Annotated in this window: 18 protein-coding genes; 17 read left to right on the plus strand and 1 reads right to left on the minus strand. The window is 67.9% G+C overall.

From position 1 onward, the window contains the following. Window positions 1-175: 175 nt before the first annotated feature. The 17 genes from EGM71_RS09225 (at window position 176) to cueR (ending at window position 18,972) form a co-directional block, all read left to right on the plus strand. Window positions 176-484 (plus strand): YerC/YecD family TrpR-related protein, encoded by a 309-nt coding sequence (locus tag EGM71_RS09225; RefSeq protein WP_182267712.1) that lies wholly within the window; start codon window positions 176-178, stop codon window positions 482-484. A 34-nt stretch (window positions 485-518) separates the two neighbouring features. Then, window positions 519-1,430 (plus strand): ATP phosphoribosyltransferase, encoded by a 912-nt coding sequence (gene hisG / locus EGM71_RS09230; protein WP_188489356.1) that lies wholly within the window; start codon window positions 519-521, stop codon window positions 1,428-1,430. Beyond that, window positions 1,427-2,722, plus strand: coding sequence for a histidinol dehydrogenase (gene hisD / locus EGM71_RS09235; RefSeq protein WP_188489358.1), 1,296 nt, complete (start codon window positions 1,427-1,429; stop codon window positions 2,720-2,722). The genes hisG and hisD overlap by 4 nt, the downstream gene beginning before the upstream one ends. Beyond that, entirely contained in the window at window positions 2,719-3,813 is a 1,095-nt protein-coding gene (gene hisC, locus EGM71_RS09240) for a histidinol-phosphate transaminase (RefSeq protein ID WP_188489360.1), read from the plus strand. The genes hisD and hisC overlap by 4 nt, the downstream gene beginning before the upstream one ends. Continuing rightward, the gene (gene hisB / locus EGM71_RS09245) at window positions 3,810-4,883 is read left to right on the plus strand and encodes a bifunctional histidinol-phosphatase/imidazoleglycerol-phosphate dehydratase HisB (RefSeq protein ID WP_188489362.1); all 1,074 of its coding nucleotides are present in this window, start codon (window positions 3,810-3,812) and stop codon (window positions 4,881-4,883) included. The genes hisC and hisB overlap by 4 nt, the downstream gene beginning before the upstream one ends. Further along, window positions 4,880-5,482, plus strand: a complete 603-nt coding sequence (gene hisH, locus EGM71_RS09250) for an imidazole glycerol phosphate synthase subunit HisH (protein ID WP_188489364.1) — start codon at window positions 4,880-4,882, stop codon at window positions 5,480-5,482. The genes hisB and hisH overlap by 4 nt, the downstream gene beginning before the upstream one ends. Beyond that, complete coding sequence (hisA, locus tag EGM71_RS09255) at window positions 5,479-6,213, plus strand: 1-(5-phosphoribosyl)-5-[(5-phosphoribosylamino)methylideneamino]imidazole-4-carboxamide isomerase (protein WP_188489366.1); 735 nt, start codon at window positions 5,479-5,481, stop codon at window positions 6,211-6,213. The genes hisH and hisA overlap by 4 nt, the downstream gene beginning before the upstream one ends. Continuing rightward, on the plus strand, window positions 6,207-6,983 hold the full coding sequence (gene hisF, locus EGM71_RS09260; RefSeq protein WP_005409431.1) for an imidazole glycerol phosphate synthase subunit HisF: 777 nt from the start codon (window positions 6,207-6,209) through the stop codon (window positions 6,981-6,983). The genes hisA and hisF overlap by 7 nt, the downstream gene beginning before the upstream one ends. Continuing rightward, window positions 6,973-7,593 carry a bifunctional phosphoribosyl-AMP cyclohydrolase/phosphoribosyl-ATP diphosphatase HisIE gene (gene hisIE, locus EGM71_RS09265; protein WP_005409432.1) on the plus strand — a complete coding sequence of 207 codons (621 nt, stop codon included), beginning with the start codon at window positions 6,973-6,975 and terminating at the stop codon, window positions 7,591-7,593. Before hisF ends, hisIE begins: the two co-directional genes overlap by 11 nt. Before the next feature lie 154 nt (window positions 7,594-7,747). Further along, window positions 7,748-9,337: a calcineurin-like phosphoesterase C-terminal domain-containing protein gene (locus EGM71_RS09270; protein WP_188489368.1), complete on the plus strand. Its 1,590-nt coding sequence runs from the start codon at window positions 7,748-7,750 to the stop codon at window positions 9,335-9,337. 34 nt (window positions 9,338-9,371) lie between these two features. Beyond that, window positions 9,372-9,656 (plus strand): hypothetical protein, encoded by a 285-nt coding sequence (locus tag EGM71_RS09275; protein WP_005409434.1) that lies wholly within the window; start codon window positions 9,372-9,374, stop codon window positions 9,654-9,656. Window positions 9,657-9,740: 84 nt separating this feature from the next. Beyond that, window positions 9,741-10,763, plus strand: a complete 1,023-nt coding sequence (locus EGM71_RS09280; RefSeq protein ID WP_188489370.1) for a glucokinase — start codon at window positions 9,741-9,743, stop codon at window positions 10,761-10,763. A gap of 51 nt (window positions 10,764-10,814) precedes the next feature. Further along, window positions 10,815-11,813: a N(4)-(beta-N-acetylglucosaminyl)-L-asparaginase gene (locus EGM71_RS09285; RefSeq protein WP_188489371.1), complete on the plus strand. Its 999-nt coding sequence runs from the start codon at window positions 10,815-10,817 to the stop codon at window positions 11,811-11,813. Beyond that, on the plus strand, window positions 11,810-12,541 hold the full coding sequence (locus EGM71_RS09290) for a copper homeostasis protein CutC (protein ID WP_188489373.1): 732 nt from the start codon (window positions 11,810-11,812) through the stop codon (window positions 12,539-12,541). Before EGM71_RS09285 ends, EGM71_RS09290 begins: the two co-directional genes overlap by 4 nt. A 355-nt stretch (window positions 12,542-12,896) precedes the next feature. Further along, window positions 12,897-15,854, plus strand: a complete 2,958-nt coding sequence (locus EGM71_RS09295) for a TonB-dependent receptor plug domain-containing protein (RefSeq protein WP_188489375.1) — start codon at window positions 12,897-12,899, stop codon at window positions 15,852-15,854. Window positions 15,855-16,003: 149 nt separating this feature from the next. After that, entirely contained in the window at window positions 16,004-18,505 is a 2,502-nt protein-coding gene (locus EGM71_RS09300) for a heavy metal translocating P-type ATPase (RefSeq protein ID WP_188489377.1), read from the plus strand. A gap of 11 nt (window positions 18,506-18,516) precedes the next feature. Continuing rightward, on the plus strand, window positions 18,517-18,972 hold the full coding sequence (gene cueR, locus EGM71_RS09305; protein ID WP_188489379.1) for a Cu(I)-responsive transcriptional regulator: 456 nt from the start codon (window positions 18,517-18,519) through the stop codon (window positions 18,970-18,972). 78 nt (window positions 18,973-19,050) lie between these two features. Here cueR and EGM71_RS09310 read toward each other — a convergent pair whose 3' ends face one another. After that, the gene (locus EGM71_RS09310; protein WP_049444910.1) at window positions 19,051-19,245 is read right to left on the minus strand and encodes a heavy-metal-associated domain-containing protein; all 195 of its coding nucleotides are present in this window, start codon (window positions 19,243-19,245) and stop codon (window positions 19,051-19,053) included. Window positions 19,246-19,416: the final 171 nt, after the last annotated feature.

Here is a 19,416-nt window from a genome sequence, read left to right on the forward strand (position 1 = left end):
CCTGCTACCGGACCCTCCCCGCCAACGCTCAGGAAATCAGCATTTGCTTTTGCTCTGGCTCTTGGCGGGTGCAGGGCAGCAGCCCTGCCGTCCCCTCAATCCTCGATTTGACGCACTGCGCAAGAATGCGCTAATGTACTAACGCGCTATTACATTGATGCATGGAAACGACCCCGTGAAAGCCCGCCCCGAGATTGCCGCCAAAGACCCGAAGGCCGACCTGGAAGCCCTGGCCCGGGCCTTTGCCGCCCTGCGCGAGCCGACGCAGGTGGAGGCCTTCCTGCGCGACCTGTGCACCCCGGCCGAGCTGGAGGCCATGGCCGACCGCTGGAAAGTGGTGCCGCTGCTGCAGCAGGGCGTGCCGTACCGCGAGATCCACGAGCGCACCGGGGTCAGCGTGACCACCACCGGGCGGGTGGCACGCACGCTTGAGCATGGCCATCGAGGCTATGCCGCCGCCATCGACCGCCTTGCTTCGCGCTGATCCGCGCCCCGTTCCGAACTTCGAGACCTCCCCCATGAGTGCAACCCAGGCAGCGCCGGCACGAGACCGGCTGCGTATCGCCATCCAGAAGAGTGGCCGGCTGGCCGAGCCCGCCCGCAACCTGCTCAGCGCCTGTGGCCTGAGCTGGCGCGAAAGCCGTGACAAGTTGTTCTGCTACGGCGAATCGCTGCCGGTGGACCTGTTGCTGGTGCGCGACGACGACATCCCCGGGTTGATCGCCGACGGCGTCTGCGACCTCGGCATCGTCGGTCGCAACGAGCTGGACGAACAGGCCGCGGCACGCCGTCAGATCGGCCTGCCTGACGCCTACCAGGCGCTGCGCGGCCTGGGCTTCGGCCAGTGCCGGCTGATGCTGGCGGTGCCCGAGGAATGGCAGTGGCAGGGTCCGGCGCAGCTGGCCGGCACCCGCATCGCCACCAGCTACCCGGCCATCCTCAAGCAGTGGCTGGCCGAGCAGGGCGTGGACGCACAGGTGGTCGAGCTGTCCGGTTCGGTGGAAATCGCCCCGCGCCTGGGCACCGCCGACCTGATCTGCGATCTGGTCTCCAGCGGCGCCACCCTGCGCGCCAACCAGCTGACCCCGGTGCACAACCTGCTCGACAGCGAGGCGGTGCTGGCCGGCGCGGTGCGCGTGCCGGATGATGCGCGTGCATCGCTGCGCGCGATGCTGCTGCGCCGCCTCGATGGCGTGGTGCAGCGCCAGGACCGCAAGCTGCTGATGTTCCGTGCAAGCGAGGATCGCCTCGACGCGCTGTCGCAGCTGCTGGCCGATGCCGAGCCGCTGGTGCGGCTGCCGGCCGATGGCGGCGCGCTGCGCCTGCAGACCATGTGCCCCGGCCCGCTGAGCTGGCAGCGCATGGAAGAACTCGAGCGCGCCGGCGCACAGGGCCTGATGGTACTGAGCGTGGAGCGGTCGCTGGCATGAACCGTCTGATCTGGTCCCGACTTGATGAGGCCGCGCGCAGCGCGGCGCTGACCCGCCCGGTGCAGACCGTGGCGCAGCAGACCCGCGACGCGGTGGCAACGCTGATTGCACAGGTGTGCGCACAGGGCGACGACGCGCTGCGTGCGATCACCGCACGCTTCGATGGTGTCGAGCTGTTGTCCTTTGAAGTGAGCGGAGCCGAGTTCGCAGCGGCCGAAGCCGCCGTCCCCGCCGAGCTGCGCCAGGCCATGGTGGAAGCGGCCGAACGCATCGCCCGATTCCATGCCGCCGGCATGGGTACGGGCTATGCGGTGGAAACCGCGCCGGGCGTGGTCTGCGAACGCATGCTGCGTCCGATCGGCCGGGTGGGCCTGTATGTGCCGGCGGGCAGTGCACCGCTGCCGTCCACCGCGCTGATGCTGGGTGTTCCGGCGCAGCTGGCCGGCTGCCCGCAGGTGGTGCTGTGCACGCCGCCGCGCGCCGATGGCAGCGCAGATCCGGCGGTGCTGGTGGCCGCGCGGCTGACCGGCGTGCAGCGCGTGTTCAAGCTGGGCGGCGCGCAGGCGATCGCCGCGATGGCCTATGGCACTGCCAGTATTCCGGCCTGCGACAAGCTGTTCGGGCCCGGCAACAGCTTCGTCACCGAAGCCAAGCAGCAGGTCGCACAGGACGGCGCCGCCGCCATCGACATGCCGGCCGGTCCCTCCGAAGTGCTGGTGATTGCCGATGCTGGCGCCAATCCGGCGTTCGTCGCCGCTGACCTGCTGTCGCAGGCCGAGCACGGCCCGGATTCGCAGGTGCTGCTGCTGACCGACGATGCCGCGATGCTGGCGGCGGTCGAGGCTGAAGTCGAGCGCCAGGTGGCCTTGCTGCCGCGCCAGCAGATCGCACGCCAGGCGCTGTCGGCCTCGCGGCTGATCCAGGTCGATTCGTTGGACGAAGCCTTCACGATCAGCAATCGCTATGCACCAGAGCACCTGATCCTGGCGTTGCGTGATCCGCGTGCGTGGCTGGACAAGGTGCAGGCGGCCGGCTCGGTGTTCCTGGGTGACTACACCCCCGAGGCACTGGGCGACTACTGCAGCGGCACCAACCACGTGCTGCCCACCGCGGGTGCCGCACGTGCCTACAGTGGCGTCAGCGTGGCCAGCTTCCAGAACCTGATCAGCGTGCAGAGCGCCAGCGCCGCCGGCCTGGCAGCGATTGGCGGCTGCGCGCGCATCATCGCCAGCGCCGAAGGCCTGGATGCACACGAACGTGCGGTCGCAGTGCGCATGGAGGTGGCAGCATGAGCGCGGCTATCGATGATGTGCTGGCCCTGGTGCGTCCGGACCTGCAGGCGTTCGCCGGCTACAGCTCGGCGCGCAGTGCGGCGGTGCAGGGCGAGGTCTGGTTGAACGCCAACGAGTCGGCCTGGGCCAATCCGGCTGACGTGGCGGGCAACAGCCGGCGCTATCCCGAACCGCAGCCGTTGGCGTTGCGTGAGGGCCTGGCGGCGCTGTACGGCGTGACGCCGCCGCAGCTGCTGATCGGTCGCGGCAGCGACGAAGCCATTGATCTGCTGGTGCGCGCGCTGTGCGTGCCGGGCCGCGATGGCGTGCTGGTCACGCCGCCGGTGTTCGGCATGTACGCCGTCTGCGCACGCCTGCAGGGGGCTGCATTGATTGAAGTGCCGCTGGTGGACAGCGAGGACGGCCTGCGCGCCGACCTGGATGCGGTGATCGACACCGCCAAGGCGCGCAATGCCAAGCTGGTGTTCCTGTGCGCACCGTCGAACCCGGCCGGCAGTGACATCGCCCTGGGCGAGGTCGAACGCGTGGCGGTTGCGCTGCGCGGGCAAGCGCTGGTGGTGGTGGACGAGGCCTATGTCGAGTACGCGCAGCGCCCGTCGGCGACCACGTTGCTGGCCGCGCACGCCAACCTGGCGGTGCTGCGCACGCTGTCGAAGGCACACGCGCTCGCGGCTGCCCGCATTGGAACGCTGATCGCGGCGCCGGAGCTGATTGCTGTGCTGCGCCGCTGCCAGGCGCCGTATCCGGTGCCAACCCCGTGCGCGGAACTGGCCGTGCAGGCACTGCAGCCGGCCGCACTGGCACGCACCGCCGAGCGCGTGGCCACGGTCATCGCCGAGCGCGAACGCCTGTTCGCGGCGCTGCCGGGCCTGCCCGGCGTTCGTCGCGTGTACCGCTCGGCCGGCAACTACCTGCTGGTCCGCTTCGCCGATGCCCAGGCCGCGTTCGATACGCTGCTGGCTGCGGGCGTGGTGGTGCGCGACCAGCGCGCTGCGCCGCAGCTGGGCGATGCACTGCGCATCAGTATCGGCAGCCCCGAAGAGAATGACCGCGTGCTTGTGGCCCTGTCGGCGCGGAGGGCCGCAGCATGACCCCGATCCTGTTCATCGACCGCGACGGCACCCTCATCGAGGAACCGTCCGATTTCCAGATCGACGCCTACGAGAAGCTGCGCTTCGTGCCGCAGGTGATCCCGGCGCTGCTGAAGCTGCGGGATGCCGGCTACCAGTTCGTGATCGTCACCAACCAGGATGGCCTGGGCAGCGACAGCTACCCGCGTGCCAGCTTCGATGGCCCCAACGAGCTGATGCTGCAGATCTTCGAGAGCCAGGGCATCACCTTCCGTGACGTGCTGATCGATTGCAGCTGGCCGCAGGACAATGCGCCGACCCGCAAACCGGGCATCGGCCTGATGACCGCCTACCTGCAGGACCGCAGCATCGACTGGGCGCGTTCGGGCATGGTTGGGGACCGCATCACCGACCTGCAGTTCGCCGACAACCTCAACATCCGTGGTTTCCAGCTGCGCACCGAACAGTTTGGGGGCGAGTGGAACTGGCCGGGCATCGCCCACGCGCTGGCCGACGCGCCGCGTACCGCCGTGGTCCAGCGCAATACGAAAGAAACGAAGATCCGCGTCGAACTGGACCTGGATCGCGCGGGCGATGCACGCATCTCCACCGGACTGCCGTTCTTCGACCACATGCTGGAGCAGATCGGCAAGCATGGCGGCTTCGCGCTGGACATCCGGGCCGAAGGTGACCTGCACATCGACGAGCACCACACCATCGAGGACACCGGGCTGGCCCTGGGCCAGGCCCTGCGCGAGGCGCTGGGCGACAAGCGCGGCATTGGCCGCTACGGCTTCACCCTGCCGATGGACGAGACGCTGGCCAGCGCCGCACTGGATTTCAGCGGCCGCCCCTACTTTGTGTTCGAGGGCGAGTTCAAGCGCGAGCGCGTGGGCGACATGCCTACCGAGCTGGTGCCGCATTTCTTCCGCTCGCTGTGCGATGCCAGCGGCCTGAACCTCAACCTGCAAGTGCGTGGCGACAACGATCACCACAAGGTCGAGGCCTGCTTCAAGGCGCTGGCCCGCGCGCTGCGTCCGGCGCTGGCCCGGCAGGGCACGGCGCTGCCTTCCACCAAGGGGGCGCTGTGAGCGACGTTGCGCTGATCGATGCCGGTGGCGCCAACCTGGGCTCGGTGCGCTACGCATTGGAGCGCCTGGGTGCGACGGTGCGGCTGGTGCGCGATGCGGACGGTCTGATCGGTGCGCAGCGGGTGATCCTGCCCGGCGTCGGCGCCGCCGGTCCCGGCATGCAGCGCCTGCACGCGCAGGGCCTGGTGGAACCGCTGCAGCGACTGGAGGTGCCGTTGATGGGTATCTGCCTCGGCATGCAGCTGCTGTTCGAACGCTCCGAGGAAGCGGGTGTGGAGACACTGGGGCTGATTCCTGGCGTGGTGCGCAAGCTGGTGCCGGCCTGTGGCATCCGCGTGCCGCACATGGGCTGGAACCGCCTGCTGCCGCTGCGCGAATCGCTGCTGCTGCGCAGTGTGCCGGAGCGCGCCAGCGCCTACTTCGTGCACAGCTATGCGGCGCCGCTCAATACCCACACTGTCGCTGCCTGCGACCACGGTGGCCTGTTCACCGCTGTGGTGGAGCAGGGGCGCTACTACGGCGCACAGTTCCATCCCGAGCGCTCCGGCGAGACCGGCTCGCTGATGCTGCGCAACTTCCTCGAGGGCACTGCTGCATGAGTTTCATCGTCTATCCCGCGCTGGATATCCGCGACGGCCGCGTGGTGCGGCTGCGCCAGGGCGACTACGCGCAGGAAACCTCGTATGGCGACGATCCGCTGCCGCGCGCACAGGCCTTCGCCGCACAGGGCGCGCAGTGGATGCATCTGGTCGACCTGGATGCGGCGCGTGCCGGTGGCTACACGCTGGCGCCGCTGCTGGCGGCGATCCGAGCGCAGACGCCGCTGCAGGTGCAGACCGGCGGTGGCGTGCGTGGCCGCGACGATGTGGCGCGCATCCTCGATGCCGGCGCGGGCCGCGTAGTGGTGGGCTCGCTGGCGGTGCGTCGTCCCGATGAAGTGGTCGGCTGGCTGGAGGAGTTCGGCGCTGATCGCATCACGATTGCGCTGGACGCGCGCCAGGACGCACAGGGGCTGTGGCAATTGCCGGTGCACGGCTGGACCGAGAATGCCGGAGTGACCCTGGATGACCTGGCCCAGCGCTACGCGCGCGCCGGCATGCGCCACCTGCTGTGCACCGACATCGCCCGTGACGGCATGCTGGCCGGGCCCAATATCGACCTCTATCGGCACCTGTCCGGCTTGTTGCCGGGTGTGGCGGTGCAGGCGTCCGGAGGCATCCGTGACGTAGCCGATGTGGCCGAGGCCCGTGCCGCCGGCTGCGGTGGTGCGATTCTCGGCAAGGCACTGCTGGAGCAGCGCATGGACCTGGCGGAGGCGCTGGCATGTTGAGCCGCCGCATCATTCCCTGCCTGGACGTGCGCGATGGCCGCGTGGTCAAGGGCGTGCGCTTCCGCGACCACGTCGACATGGGCGACATCGCCGAGCTGGCGCAGCGCTATCGCGACCAGGGGGCGGACGAGCTGGTGTTCTATGACATCGGCGCCAGCCCCGAGGCGCGTTCGGTCGACGTTGCCTGGATCGAGCGCATCGCGCGGCTGATCGACATTCCGTTCTGCGTGGCCGGTGGCATCGACAGCGTGGAAACCGCGCGCCGCGTGCTGTTTGCCGGTGCCGACAAGGTGTCGATCAACTCGCCTGCGCTGGGCCGTCCCGAACTGATCACTGAACTGGCCGACGAGTTCGGCGTGCAATGCGTGGTGGTCGGTGTCGATTCGGTGCGCGAAGCGGATGGCCAGTGGCGGGTGCGCCGTTTCAGCGGAGACCCGGACAAGACCCAGGCGGTGCCACTGCGCACCCTGGACTGGATTGTCGAGGCGCAACGGCGGGGCGCCGGTGAGATCGTGCTGAACTGCATGGACAGCGATGGCGTGCGGCGTGGCTACGATGTCGTGCAGCTGCAACAGGCACGGGCACTGTGCCAGGTACCGTTGATCGCCTCTGGCGGTGCCGGTGCGATGGAGCACTTCGCCGAAGCCTTCGACCAGGCTGACGTCGACGGCGCGCTGGCCGCCAGCGTGTTCCACAGCGGCGCCATCGCCATTCCAGAATTGAAGCGCTACCTGCGCGGACAGCAGATCGAGGTGCGGGATGTCTATTGAAGTCAGGCCGTCATTGGATGCATTGCAGGCGCTGGACTGGGCCAAGGGTGACGGCCTGCTGCCGGCGGTGGTGCAGGATGCCGATACCCTGCAGGTGCTGATGCTGGGCTATGTCAGTGCAGAGTCGCTGGCGGCCACGCTGGCCATCGGCCACATGACTTTCTTCAGCCGCAGCAAGCAACGGTTGTGGACCAAGGGTGAGCAGTCCGGCAACGTGCTGGTGGTGCAGTCGATCAGCGTCGACTGCGATGCCGATACGTTGCTGGTGATGGCACGGCCGGCCGGTCCGACCTGCCATACCGGTGCCGAGAGCTGTTTCGACCAGGCACCGAAGGACTTCCTGGGCGGGCTGGGCCAGCTGGTGGCGATGCGCGAGGCGCAGCGTCCGCCGGGCAGCTATACGACCAGCCTGTTCGAGGGCGGTATCCGCCGCATCGCGCAGAAGGTGGGCGAGGAGGGCGTGGAGACCGCCCTGGCGGCAGTGGCGCAGGATGACGAGGCGCTGCTCGGCGAGGCCTCGGACCTGCTGTACCACCTGCTGGTGCTGCTGCGCGCGCGCGGACTGTCGCTGGATGATGCACGGGCGGTGCTGGAAAAGCGCCATCGTTGAGGTGCGGTAGTGGCGGCCGTCGGCCAGCAACCAGCCGATGCCCGACGATCATGAAGTTGCCGGCCAGCGGCCGGCACTACCGGCCATGCGCCACCGCGTGCGCGATGTCATCAACGGAATCTACAATAGGCGGTCTTTCTTTCCCGGACCGCCCATGAAACTGCCTGCCGCCTGGCTGTGCTGCCTGTTGCTGACCTCGCCGGCCTGGGCCGCGGACGCCGTGGTCACCGGCAAGGTCTATCTGGAGCGCGACGGCCGGCCGGGGCGCGGCGCGACCGATCCGGGCCTGGCCGGGGTGCAGGTCTCCAACGGCGAGACCATCGTCAAGACCGCCGCCGACGGCAGCTACAGCCTGCCGGTGCGCGATGGCCAGACCGTATTCGTGATCAAGCCCGATGCGTATTCGTTCCCGAAGGCGGTCGATGGCCTGCCCTCGTTCTGGCGCCATTACCGCCCGAACGGCTCGCCGGCGCTGAAGTACGGTGGCATCGCCGCCACCAGCGATGTCACCCGCAACTGGGATTTCGCCCTGCAGTCGGATCGCCATGACAGCCGCCGTGGTTTCCAGATGCTGGTGTTCACCGATTCGCAGACCGCCAGCCTGAAGGACATCGGCTACTACCAGCAGTCGATCGTGGCGCCGCTGGTCGGCCAGACCAAGGCGCGCATGGGCACCACCCTGGGCGACATCGTCAACGACGACCTGGCCCTGTACCCGGCGATCAACAAGGTCACTACCCAGCTTGGCGTGCCGTGGTTCCACGTGCCGGGCAACCACGACCTCGACTTCGATGCCGCCAGCGATGAGCATTCGCTGGACAGCTGGCGCAACATCTACGGCCCGGACACCTACGCGGTGGAGGAGGGTGGCGCCAGTTTCGTGTTCCTGGACGACGTGGTGTACGACCCCAAGGCCAAGCCGAAGTACGTTGGTGGCCTGCGCGAAGACCAGTTCGCTTTCCTGGCCAGCTATTTGAAGGGCCTGCACAAGGACCGCCTGCTGGTGCTGGGCATGCACATCCCGCTGTTCGACGCCGCGCCGGGGCGCGAGACCTTCCGCCACGCCGACCGCCAGCGCCTGTTCGACCTGCTGAAGGACTTCCGCAACGTACTGGTGCTCAGCGGCCACAGCCACACCCAGCAGCACGTCTACCACGGCAAGGCCGAGGGCTGGAACGGCGACAAGCCGCTGCACGAATACAACGTCGGTGCCAACTGCGGTGCGTTCTGGTCGGGCGTGAAGAATGCCGCCGGCGTGCCGGACAGCACCATGAGCGACGGCACGCCGAAGGGCTACGCATTGCTCGACGTGGCCGGCAACGGCAGCTATCGCCTGCAGTACCGCGTGGCCGGCAAGCCGGCCAGCGAGCAGATCGGCCTGCATGCGCCGAAGGTACTGCGCCAGGGGGCCTATCCGGCGTGGGGTGTCTACGCCAACGTCTACATGGGTGAGGACGCCAGCGTGGTCGAGTACCGCGTCGATGGCGGCGCCTGGCAGCCGATGAAGCAGGTCAGCCAGCCCGATCCGCGCCTGATGGTGGAGAACGTGGCCGATGATCTGGCCAACGGCCTGCGCGGCTACGACCGCTCGCCGGAGGCCACTGCGTCGCCGCACCTGTGGCGGGGCGCGCTGCCGACCGATCTGGCGGTGGGCGGCCACAAGGTCGAGGTACGCTCCACCCAGCCCGACGGTGCGGTGTTCACCGCCACCACCAGCTACAGCCTGCAGACTGCCCAGCCCTGACCTCCGCGTCACTGCTCCAGCGAAAGGACCCCGCATGGATATCCGCTTCATGGCCGGCACCACGCCGGTGACCCTCAGCCGCCACTGGTTCACCGGCGCGATGCTGCTGCAGAGCGCCACCGAGAAGGTCTGGGTGCAGCACCCGCTGCATCCGGGCACGCATTTCTCGTTCTCGCTGGTACAGTCGTGGCTGCGCCACATCGCCGGCCACGAAGTGCTGGTCGAGCGCACCCGGCCGCTGTTGTTCGCCGGCTTCCGCCCGCAGCGCCTGCGCGTGCTGGTGGATGGGGTGCAGGTGGCCGAACAGGAAGGCATGTAGGCCAACCTGAACCATCGGCGCGCTAGGCAAAGCCGCCCCGATGCCTGAGAATCGGGGCGATTCAATCGATCCAAGCAGGCCAGCGTGACCATCGCAGCAGCGTCCCCGGTTTCCTCCGACTCCGCCCGCGGCGGTCTTCCGCGCCATCTGGTGGTCGCCGATGTCGGCGGCACCTTTGCCCGCCTCGCACTGGCTGAAACCCGATCCGGCCATGCGCCGCTGCTGGGCAGCCATCGCACCTATGCCTGTGCCGAGCATTCCAGCCTGGCCGCGATCCTGGCCGATTTCACTGCCGGCCTCGGCCAGCCGGTGCAGACCGCGGTGGTCGCCATCGCCGGTCTGCTCGATGGCGATGTGCTGATCAACTCGAACCTTCCGTGGACGGTTTCGCTGTCGGCCACCCGCGCGCAGTCCGGGCTGCACGAGCTGCAGCTGATCAATGATTTCGAAGCGGTGGCGCTGGCCATCCCGTACCTGCAGCCGGAAACCCTGGTGCCACTGAACGGCGACGCCGATCCGGCGCAGGCCTTCCCGGCGCTGGTGCTGGGTGCAGGTACCGGCCTGGGCGCGGCATTGCGCTTCGCCGACGGCGAGCGGCCGGTGCTGGCCAGTGAGATCGGCCATGCCGCGCTCGGCGCCGGCAACGCGCTGGAACTGCAGGTGCTGGGCAAGCTGCTGCAGCGCTGGCCGCACGTGGACAACGAACGGGTGCTGTCCGGCAGCGGCCTGATGAACCTGTATCCGTGCCTGTGCGAATTGCGCGGCGTCGCCCCGGTGTGGACCAGTACGGAGGCGCTGATCGGCGCCGCGCGTGGCGGCGAGGATGCACTGGCGGTGGAAACGCTGCAGGTGTTCTGTGCCTGGCTGGGCAGCCTGGCTGGCGACGCGGCGATCGCCGTCGGCGCGCGCTCGGTGTACCTGGCCGGTGGCATTTCCGCGCATGTGCAGGATTTCCTGGCCGATGGCCGCTTCCGTGAGCGCTTCCTCAACAAGGGCGTGCTGACCGAGGTGCTGCGCCAGGTGCCGGTGTGGCGCGTTGAGCATGGCCAGCTGGGCGTGCTCGGTGCAGCGGTCTGGCACGCCGCACGGCAGCCCACGCACGACTGATCGGCAGGGCCGGCATCGGGCCGGCCGTGCATTGCAGACTGGGAGGGGAAGATGGTGGATCGCAGGCAGTTCCTGCAGGCCGGTGCACTGGCCGCAGGCATGGCAGCTTTGCCGGGCGTGCAGGCGCGCACGCTGGGTGGGGCCCGGGTGGTCTCCACCTGGGACTTCGGCGTACCGGCCAACCAGGCCGCATGGAAGGTGCTGGCACAGGGTGGCAGCGCGCTGGATGCGGTGGAGGCGGGTGCACGCTGGGCCGAGAGCGAGCTGTGCAACCCCACCGTCGGCCATTGCGGCAAACCGGATCGCGACGGCGTGCTGAGCCTGGACGCGAGCATCATGGACGGCGATGGCCGTTGTGGTGCAGTGGCCGCGCTGGTCGACATCCTGCATCCGGTGTCGGTGGCCCGCAAAGTGATGGAGAACAGTCCGCACGTGCTGCTGGTGGGCGAGGGCGCGCAGCAGTTCGCGGTGCAGCAGGGTTTCGAGCGCAGGCACCTGCTGACGCCGCAGGCTGAAGTCGCCTGGCGCGAGTGGCTGAAGACCGAGAAGTACCAGCCGCAGATCAACGCCGAGCGCCGTGGTATTCCCGGCAACAGCGACAACCACGACACTATCGGCATGCTGGCACTGGATGCCAAGGGCCATCTGGCCGGTGCCTGCACCACCAGCGGCATGGCGTGGAAACTGCACGGTCGGGTCGGCGACAGTCCGATCATCGGTGCTGGCCTGTACGTCGACAACGAAGTGGGCGCGGCCACTGCCTCGGGCGTGGGCGAGGAGATGATCCGCAACGCCGCCTCGTTCCTGGTGGTCGAGCTGATGCGCCAGGGCCGCTCGCCGGCGCAGGCCTGCCGCGAAGCGATCGACCGCGTGGTGCGCAAGCGCCCCGAAGCGAGCAAGACACTGCAGGTGTGCTTCCTGGCCATGAACAAGCAGGGCGAGGTGGGCGCCTACGCGCTGCATCGTGGCTTCGTCTATGCGGTGTGCGATGCGCGGCGCCAGGATGACCTGCGTGATTCGCCGTCGATCTACACGAGCACCCAGGCGTGAGCAGGCGGCGGACCCTGGAGATCGCCAGCAACTCGCTGGCCTCGGCGCTGGCCGCGCAGGCTGGCGGCGCCGACCGCATCGAGCTGTTCGACAACCTGGCCGAGGGCGGCACCACGCCGTCGTTCGCCAGCATCGCGATCGCCCGCGAACGCCTGTCGATTCCGCTGTTCGTGCTGGTGCGGCCGCGCCCGGGCGACTTCCACTACGACGCGCTGGAAACCGAACTGATGCTGCGTGACATCGCGCAGTGCCGCGCGCTGGGCTGCGATGGCGTGGTGATCGGCGCGCTGGATGTGCAGGGCGGGATCGATCTGGCGCTGTGCCGCGAGCTGGTGCAGGCTGCCGGGCCGTTGCAGGTGACCTTCCACCGTGCCTTCGATGCCGCCCGCGATCTGCCGGCGGCGCTGGAGCAGGTGATCGGGCTGGGTTGCCAGCGCGTGCTGACCTCGGGCGGCCAGGTCAGCGCCGAGGCCGGTGCCGATGTGCTGGCACGCCTGGTCAGCCAGGCGGCGGGGCGTATCGCGGTGATGGCCGGCGCCGGATTGGCCCCGGGCAACATCGCAACCGTCGCACGGCAGACCGGCTGCACCGAACTGCACGCCTCGGCCAAGGGCCTGCGCCGCTCGGCGATGCAGTTCCAGAACCCGGCGCTGCGCGGCCTGGACCCGGACTGGAACCAGACCGCCACCGCGACCGTGGCCGCCCTGCGGCAAGCGCTGGACGCCTGATCGCAAGCCCGTGGTCGGAGCCCTTCTGCGAAGGGATCCGACCCGGTACGCGGACCGCCCTCGGACAAAACCGTTCCGCGCGCGTCTGTCGCAATCGTGTCATCACTTCGTGCGCTGTTCTCTCAGCGATGTTTCGCAACCCTTTGATTGTTCTGGATACCGGCAGCCGATAGCGGCATTCCGCCGGACGTTGCTGCGTTGCCGCATGCCGGGCGTGGTTCAGCTGTGCTTTAGTTTGGATCGATCCACAGGGGAGGTGCCGCATCGGTCCTGAACCGATCCAGGCGCCGGGATCCGTCGTAGTGCCGCGCCACCACCCATCCCGTGCGTCCACACTTTCGAAGAGCAACCACCCATGGCTCAGATCGTCCGCAAGCGTCGTCACCTGCTGTCCCAGGCCCTGCTCCTGGCCCTGTTGCCCCTGGCGGCCAGCGCGCAGGAAGCCGCGAGTTCGTCCACCAAGGATCTCGACGCGGTCACCGTCACCGGCTCGCGCATCAAGCGCGCCGGCGTCGAAGGCCCGGCGCCGGTCAACGTGATCACCGCCGCGCAGATCCAGAAGGAAGGCTTCGTCAGCGTGTACGACGCGCTGAAGACCCTCACCGAAGCGACTGGCACCGTCGAAGCTGCTTCGCAATGGGGCTCGCACACGCCCAATGCCAGCGGCCTGAACCTGCGCGGGATGGGCCCGAACCGTTCGCTGCTGCTGGTCAACGGCCGTCGCGTGGCCGACTACCCGCTGCCCTATGGCGGCGAAACCAACTTCTCCAACTACGGCAACATTCCGGCTGCGGCGGTGGAACGCATCGAAGTGCTGACCGGTGGTGCCTCGGCCATCTATGGCTCCGATGCGATCGCCGGCGTGGTCAACGTCATCCTGAAAACCAACTACGACGGCGACGAAGTGCGCGTGCGTGGTGGTACCTCCACCGAGGGCGGGCGCGATACCTGGGACCTGTCCTGGGCCGGCGGCAAGACCGGCGACAACTGGAGCGTGACCTACGCGCTGCAGTACACCAAGCGCGATCCGCTGTTCGGGCGTGATCGCCCGCAGATGGACGATGCCGACGATGCACCGTACGCGTCCTGGAACATGGAGCAGCGCAAGGTCGGCTTCCGTCCCACTGCAGGCCTGGCGCTGATCGATCCGACCACCGGCCAGCGCCTGGCGCCGCCCGCCGGCACCTGCGAGAAGTTCAACGGCGAGTACTACACCGCCGATCGACTGGTCTACAACTACGCCGCCAACACCATCACCAACACCGGCCGCCTGTGTGGCATGAGCGCCGACTACACCAACTGGCTGCTCACCGGCGGTGCCGAGAACGTGTCCGGCAACCTGTATGCCACCTTCGATTTCAGCAATGACCTGCAGGCCTGGACCAACCTGGCGGTGTACCGATCTGAAGCGATCTGGGGCACCAATCCGCCCAGCGTGTCGCTGATCGACGATGACAACGGCTACTACTGGGATGCCAACCGCAACCGCCCGATCCTCGGCGTGCGCCAGTTCACCCCGAACGAAGTCGGCGGCCTGGATACGCTGCGCAACACCAACCGCGAACTGTCCTGGGACTGGAGCGCCGGCCTGCGTGGCCGCCTCGCCGACCGCTTTGACTGGAGCGCTACGGTGGGGCGCTCGTATTACCGGGTGGAGGAACGGCAGAACGTGGTCGACAAGCAGAAGTCGTACGACTACTTCCTGGGACCGAAGCTGGGCACCACCGCCGATGGCGAGGCGATCTATGCACTGGACGAATCGCGCTGGTGGAATCCGCTGACGCCGGACCAGTACTGGCAGATGGGCACCGTCGCGAAGAATCGCGCAACGTCCTGGGTCAACCAGGCCTCGGCGGATATCACCGGCGAACTGTTCCAGGGCTGGGCCGGCCCGATCTCGTTCGCCGCCGTGGCCGAAGTCGCGCAGCAGGGCTATCACCTCAGCCCCGACCCGCGCGCTGGCATCGATTTCGACCTGCAGAACGTCGATCGCGGTGGCGGCGAGCGCACCCGCTATTCGGCTGGTGTCGAGTTCAAGATCCCGCTGCTGGACAGCGTCACCGCCACTGCGGCCGCGCGCTACGACCGCTATGGCAACTACAAGGCTGACAACAGCGGCGAAGCGCTGGACATCGGCAGCCAGAAGGAAACCACCTGGAACGTCGGCCTGGAATGGCGCCCGGTCGAATCGCTGCTGGTGCGTGGCTCGTACGCCACCAGCTTCCATGCGCCGGACATGCATTACCTGCTGGGCCAGCCGAGCAGTTCGGAAGTGCAGACCTATGACCGCCTGCGCTGCATCCAGAGCGGTGCCTACCTGGTCAACAACTGCGGCGTAGGCAATACCGATGTCTGGTACACCTTTGACGTGAACCGGCGTGGCACGCCGCTGCTGCGTTCGGAAACCGGCGATTCGTGGACGGTCGGCTTCGTCTGGGATGTGATGCCCAATCTGTCGGTCAGTGCCGACTACTGGGCGATCAAGCTGGAAGACATGATCGTCGACGTCGGCGCCGATGAGGTGCTGGCCAGCGAAGCCGGCTGCCTGACCGGCAAGAACATGGACGGTACGCCGTGGGCCAACCCGGCCGGTGGCGAGTACTGCGCCGGCATCCTGGCCCGCGTGAACCGTGACAGCAACGGTCGCCTGGTCTCGATCGAGCGCGGCCCGTTCAACCTGGCCAGCCGCGAGGTGCGCGGCATCGACCTGACCGCACGCTACCGGCTGGAGACCGCCCAGTGGGGCAGCTTCCAGCTGGGGGTGAACTACACCAACCAGATCTCGACCAAGGAACAGCGCTACGCCGCCGACCCGAATCCGGAACGCCGCGATCGCGACCTGCGCAGCAAGCTGCGCGCGAGCCTGGCCTGGCAGCGCGGCAACTGGAACGCCAACGTCTATGCCGACCGCATCGGTTCGGTGCCGGGCGTGCGCTACCACTGGGGCACCGATCGCCTGGACAACCCCGGTGGCTGCCTGCCGTTCGCCGATGGCTACGTGCCCAGTGACAGCCCGTCGCTGAACTGCCTGGAGCCGGCGCGGCTGCCGGATGGTTCGGTGAACCCGAACCCCAATGCCGGCCAGCAGACCTCGCGCTACTTCGGCCGGGTCGGACCGTTCATCACCTGGAACTTCAACGTGGGCTACCAGGTGACCGAGCACGCCAAGGTCAATGTCTACGTCAACAACGTGTTCAATTCGGCCAGCTGGAACCACAAGGACCCGTACAAGCTGGATTACGACTTCGCCCCGACCCGGTTGCTGGGTGCGGTCGGCCGCGAGTTCGCGTTGGAGTATGTGTTCACCTTCTGAGGAGGCCACCTCCGCCGGTAGATCCACGCCATGCGTGGATATGGATATCCGGTTGCCCATTCAGGAAATGCGGACAGGCTGGATTTGACCTTCCCACGATGGCAAGGTTTAGCCTGTCCGCCTCCAGAAGGAATCCCGGGAATCCGATCATGAGCACGCCGCGCGCCGCTGCCGCCCCCGCCAGCCCCTCCACCATCAGCCTGCCCATCGAGGGCATGACCTGCGCCAGCTGCGTGGGCAGGGTCGAAGCAGCACTGTCCAGGGTCGAAGGCGTGGGCAGTGTCTCGGTGAACCTGGCCACCGAGCGGGCGGACATCCGTCCATCGGGTCCGGTCGATCGCGCGGCGCTGATCCAGGCGGTGGAGCGGGTGGGCTATGACGTGCCGGCCGGTACCATCGAGTTGTCGGTCGAGGGCATGACCTGCGCGTCCTGCGTGGGCCGCGTTGAACGTGCGCTGTTGGCCGTGCCCGGCGTCAGCCAGGCCAGCGTCAACCTGGCCACCGAGCGCGCGACGGTGCGTGGCGTGGCGGATGCTGCGGTGCTGGTCGCCGCCATCGACAAGGCCGGCTATGACGCACGCGTGATCGAGGCGGGTGTGCAGTCCGATGACGAGGCCGCAGAAAAGAAGGATGCCGAGCGTGCGGAACTGAAGCGCGATCTGATCCTGGCCACCGCGCTGGCATTGCCGGTGTTCGTGCTGGAAATGGGCTCGCACCTGATCCCTGGCATGCACGAATGGGTGATGTCCACGATCGGCATGCAGGCCAGCTGGTACCTGCAGTTCGTGCTGACCGCGCTGGTGCTGGCCATCCCGGGCCGCCGTTTCTACCAGAAGGGCGTGCCCGCATTGCTGCGGCGTGCGCCGGACATGAACTCGCTGGTGGCGGTGGGTACCGCCGCGGCCTTCGGTTACTCGGTGGTGGCGACATTCCTGCCGAAGCTGTTGCCGGCGGGCACGGTGAACGTCTACTACGAAGCCGCGGCGGTGATCGTCGCGCTGATCCTGCTCGGCCGCTTCCTTGAGGCGCGGGCCAAGGGTCGTACCTCCGAGGCGATCAAACGCCTGGTCAACCTGCAGGCCAAGGTCGCCCATGTGATCCGTGACGGCCGCACGGTCGATATCCCGGTCAATGAAGTGCTGAGTGGCGACGTGGTGGAAGTGCGTCCGGGCGAGCGCGTGCCGGTCGATGGCGAGGTGGTTGAAGGCCGCAGCTACATCGATGAGTCGATGATCAGTGGTGAGCCGATCCCGGTCGAGAAGCAGCCGGGCAGCAGCGTGGTGGGTGGCACGGTCAACCAGAAGGGCGCGCTGACGGTACGCGCGACGGCGGTGGGTGCGCAGACCATGCTGGCGCAGATCATCCGCATGGTCGAACAGGCGCAGGGCTCGAAGCTGCCGATCCAGGCGGTGGTCGACAAGGTCACCCTGTGGTTCGTGCCGGCGGTGATGCTGGCCGCGCTGGCGACCTTCGTGGTCTGGTTGGTCTTCGGGCCCTCGCCGGCGCTGAGCTTCGCGCTGGTCAACGCGGTGGCGGTGCTGATCATTGCCTGCCCCTGCGCGATGGGACTGGCCACGCCGACCTCGATCATGGTCGGTACCGGCCGTGGCGCCGAAATGGGCGTCCTGTTCCGCAAGGGCGAGGCACTGCAGCTGCTGAAGGACGCGCAGGTGGTGGCGGTGGACAAGACCGGCACGCTGACCGAAGGTCGCCCGCGCCTGACCGACTTCGAGATCACCGGCGGTTTCGATCGCAGCGCCGTGCTGGCGGCAGTGGCCGCAGTGGAATCGCGCTCGGAGCATCCGATCGCCCGCGCCATCGTCGACGCAGCCACCGAGCAGGGCATCGCGCAGCCGTCGATGGTCGATTTCGAGTCGGTCACCGGCATGGGCGTGCGTGCCAATGTTGATGGTGCGCGGGTGGAAGTCGGTGCCGATCGTTTCATGCGCGACCTCGGCGTGGACATCGCTGTGTTTGCCGTACTGGCTGCACAGCTGGGCACGCAGGGGAAATCGCCGCTGTATGCCGCCGTCGATGGTCGACTGGCCGCGATCATCGCAGTGTCCGATCCGATCAAGCCGAGCACCCCGGCGGCGATCGCGGCGCTGCATCAGCTCGGCCTGAAGGTGGCGATGATCACCGGTGACAATGCCGGTACCGCGCAGGCGATCGCACGCCAGCTCGGCATCGATGAAGTGGTGGCCGAGGTGCTGCCGGAAGGCAAGGTCGAGGCAGTGCGCAGGCTGAAGGCCACGCATGGCAACGTCGCCTTCGTCGGCGATGGCATCAACGATGCGCCGGCACTGGCTGAAGCCGATGTTGGCCTGGCCATCGGTACCGGCACCGATATCGCGGTGGAGTCGGCCGATGTGGTGCTGATGTCGGGCAACCTGCAGGGTGTGCCGAATGCCATCGCGCTGTCGAAGGCGACGCTGGGCAACATCCGGCAGAACCTGTTCTGGGCATTCGCCTACAACACCGCGTTGATCCCGGTAGCGGCCGGCGTGCTGTACCCGGTCTGGGGCGTGCTGCTGTCGCCGGTGTTCGCGGCCGGTGCGATGGCGCTGTCCAGCGTGTTCGTGCTGGGCAACGCGCTGCGCCTGCGCCGCTTCCAGCCGCCGATGGCGGATGCCGCCGTTGCCACCCACTGAAGGAGATCCGCATGAACATCGGTGAAGCCGCCAAGGCCTCCAGCGTGTCGGCGAAGATGATCCGCTACTACGAGCAGATCGGCCTGATCCCCGCGGCCGATCGCACCGAATCGGGTTACCGGGCGTATTCGCAGGCGGACATCCACCGCCTGCGATTCATCCGCCGCGCACGCGATCTCGGCTTCCAGGTGGCCGAGATCACCGATTTGCTCGGTCTCTGGAACGACACCTCGCGGCACAGTGCCGACGTCAAGCATCTGGCCGAACAGCATATTGCCGATCTGGAACAGCGCATCGAGCACATGCGGCAGATGGCCGACACGCTGAAATCGCTGATCAGTTGCTGTGCGGGCGACGAGCGCCCGGAATGCCCGATCCTGCAGCGGCTGGGTGAGGACGATGAGACGCCGGTGCCGGGCGATACCGCGAAGACCGGCGCGGTGCGGCGACGCGTACAGAAGCATTGAATCGATATCGCATGCACTGAAAAGCCCGCCCTGTGACAGAGCACGGGGCGGGCTTCGTTGTGGATGCCGGGCAGGGGATCAGGCGCTGCGCGGCGGGAAACCGGCATCGTTCACCGCGGCGAACACCTGTTCCTGCGACGCGGTGGTCTGCACCTTGACCAGGCCGGTCGGTGGGTCGGCCACCACGCTGGCGTTCGGATCGATCTGCTGGATCGCGCGGGTCACGCTGCGCGCGCAGCCGCCGCAGGTCATGCCATCGACATGGAATTCCATCTGTAGCTCCTTGGGTGCTCTTGGGGTAGGGCCAGTGTGCACCTTCCAACGATGGCAGGGTCAAGCGCCGGGCTGAACGACGGACAAGGCGCGGACAAAAAACGGCAGCCACCTGTACCAGCGCGGCTGCCGTGGAGGATCGTCCCCGCCAGGGCGGAGCGCGGGTTGCGC

It is taken from the genome of Stenotrophomonas maltophilia, from assembly GCF_006970445.1.
In the GTDB taxonomy this organism is placed as follows: Bacteria; Pseudomonadota; Gammaproteobacteria; order Xanthomonadales; family Xanthomonadaceae; genus Stenotrophomonas; species Stenotrophomonas maltophilia_AU.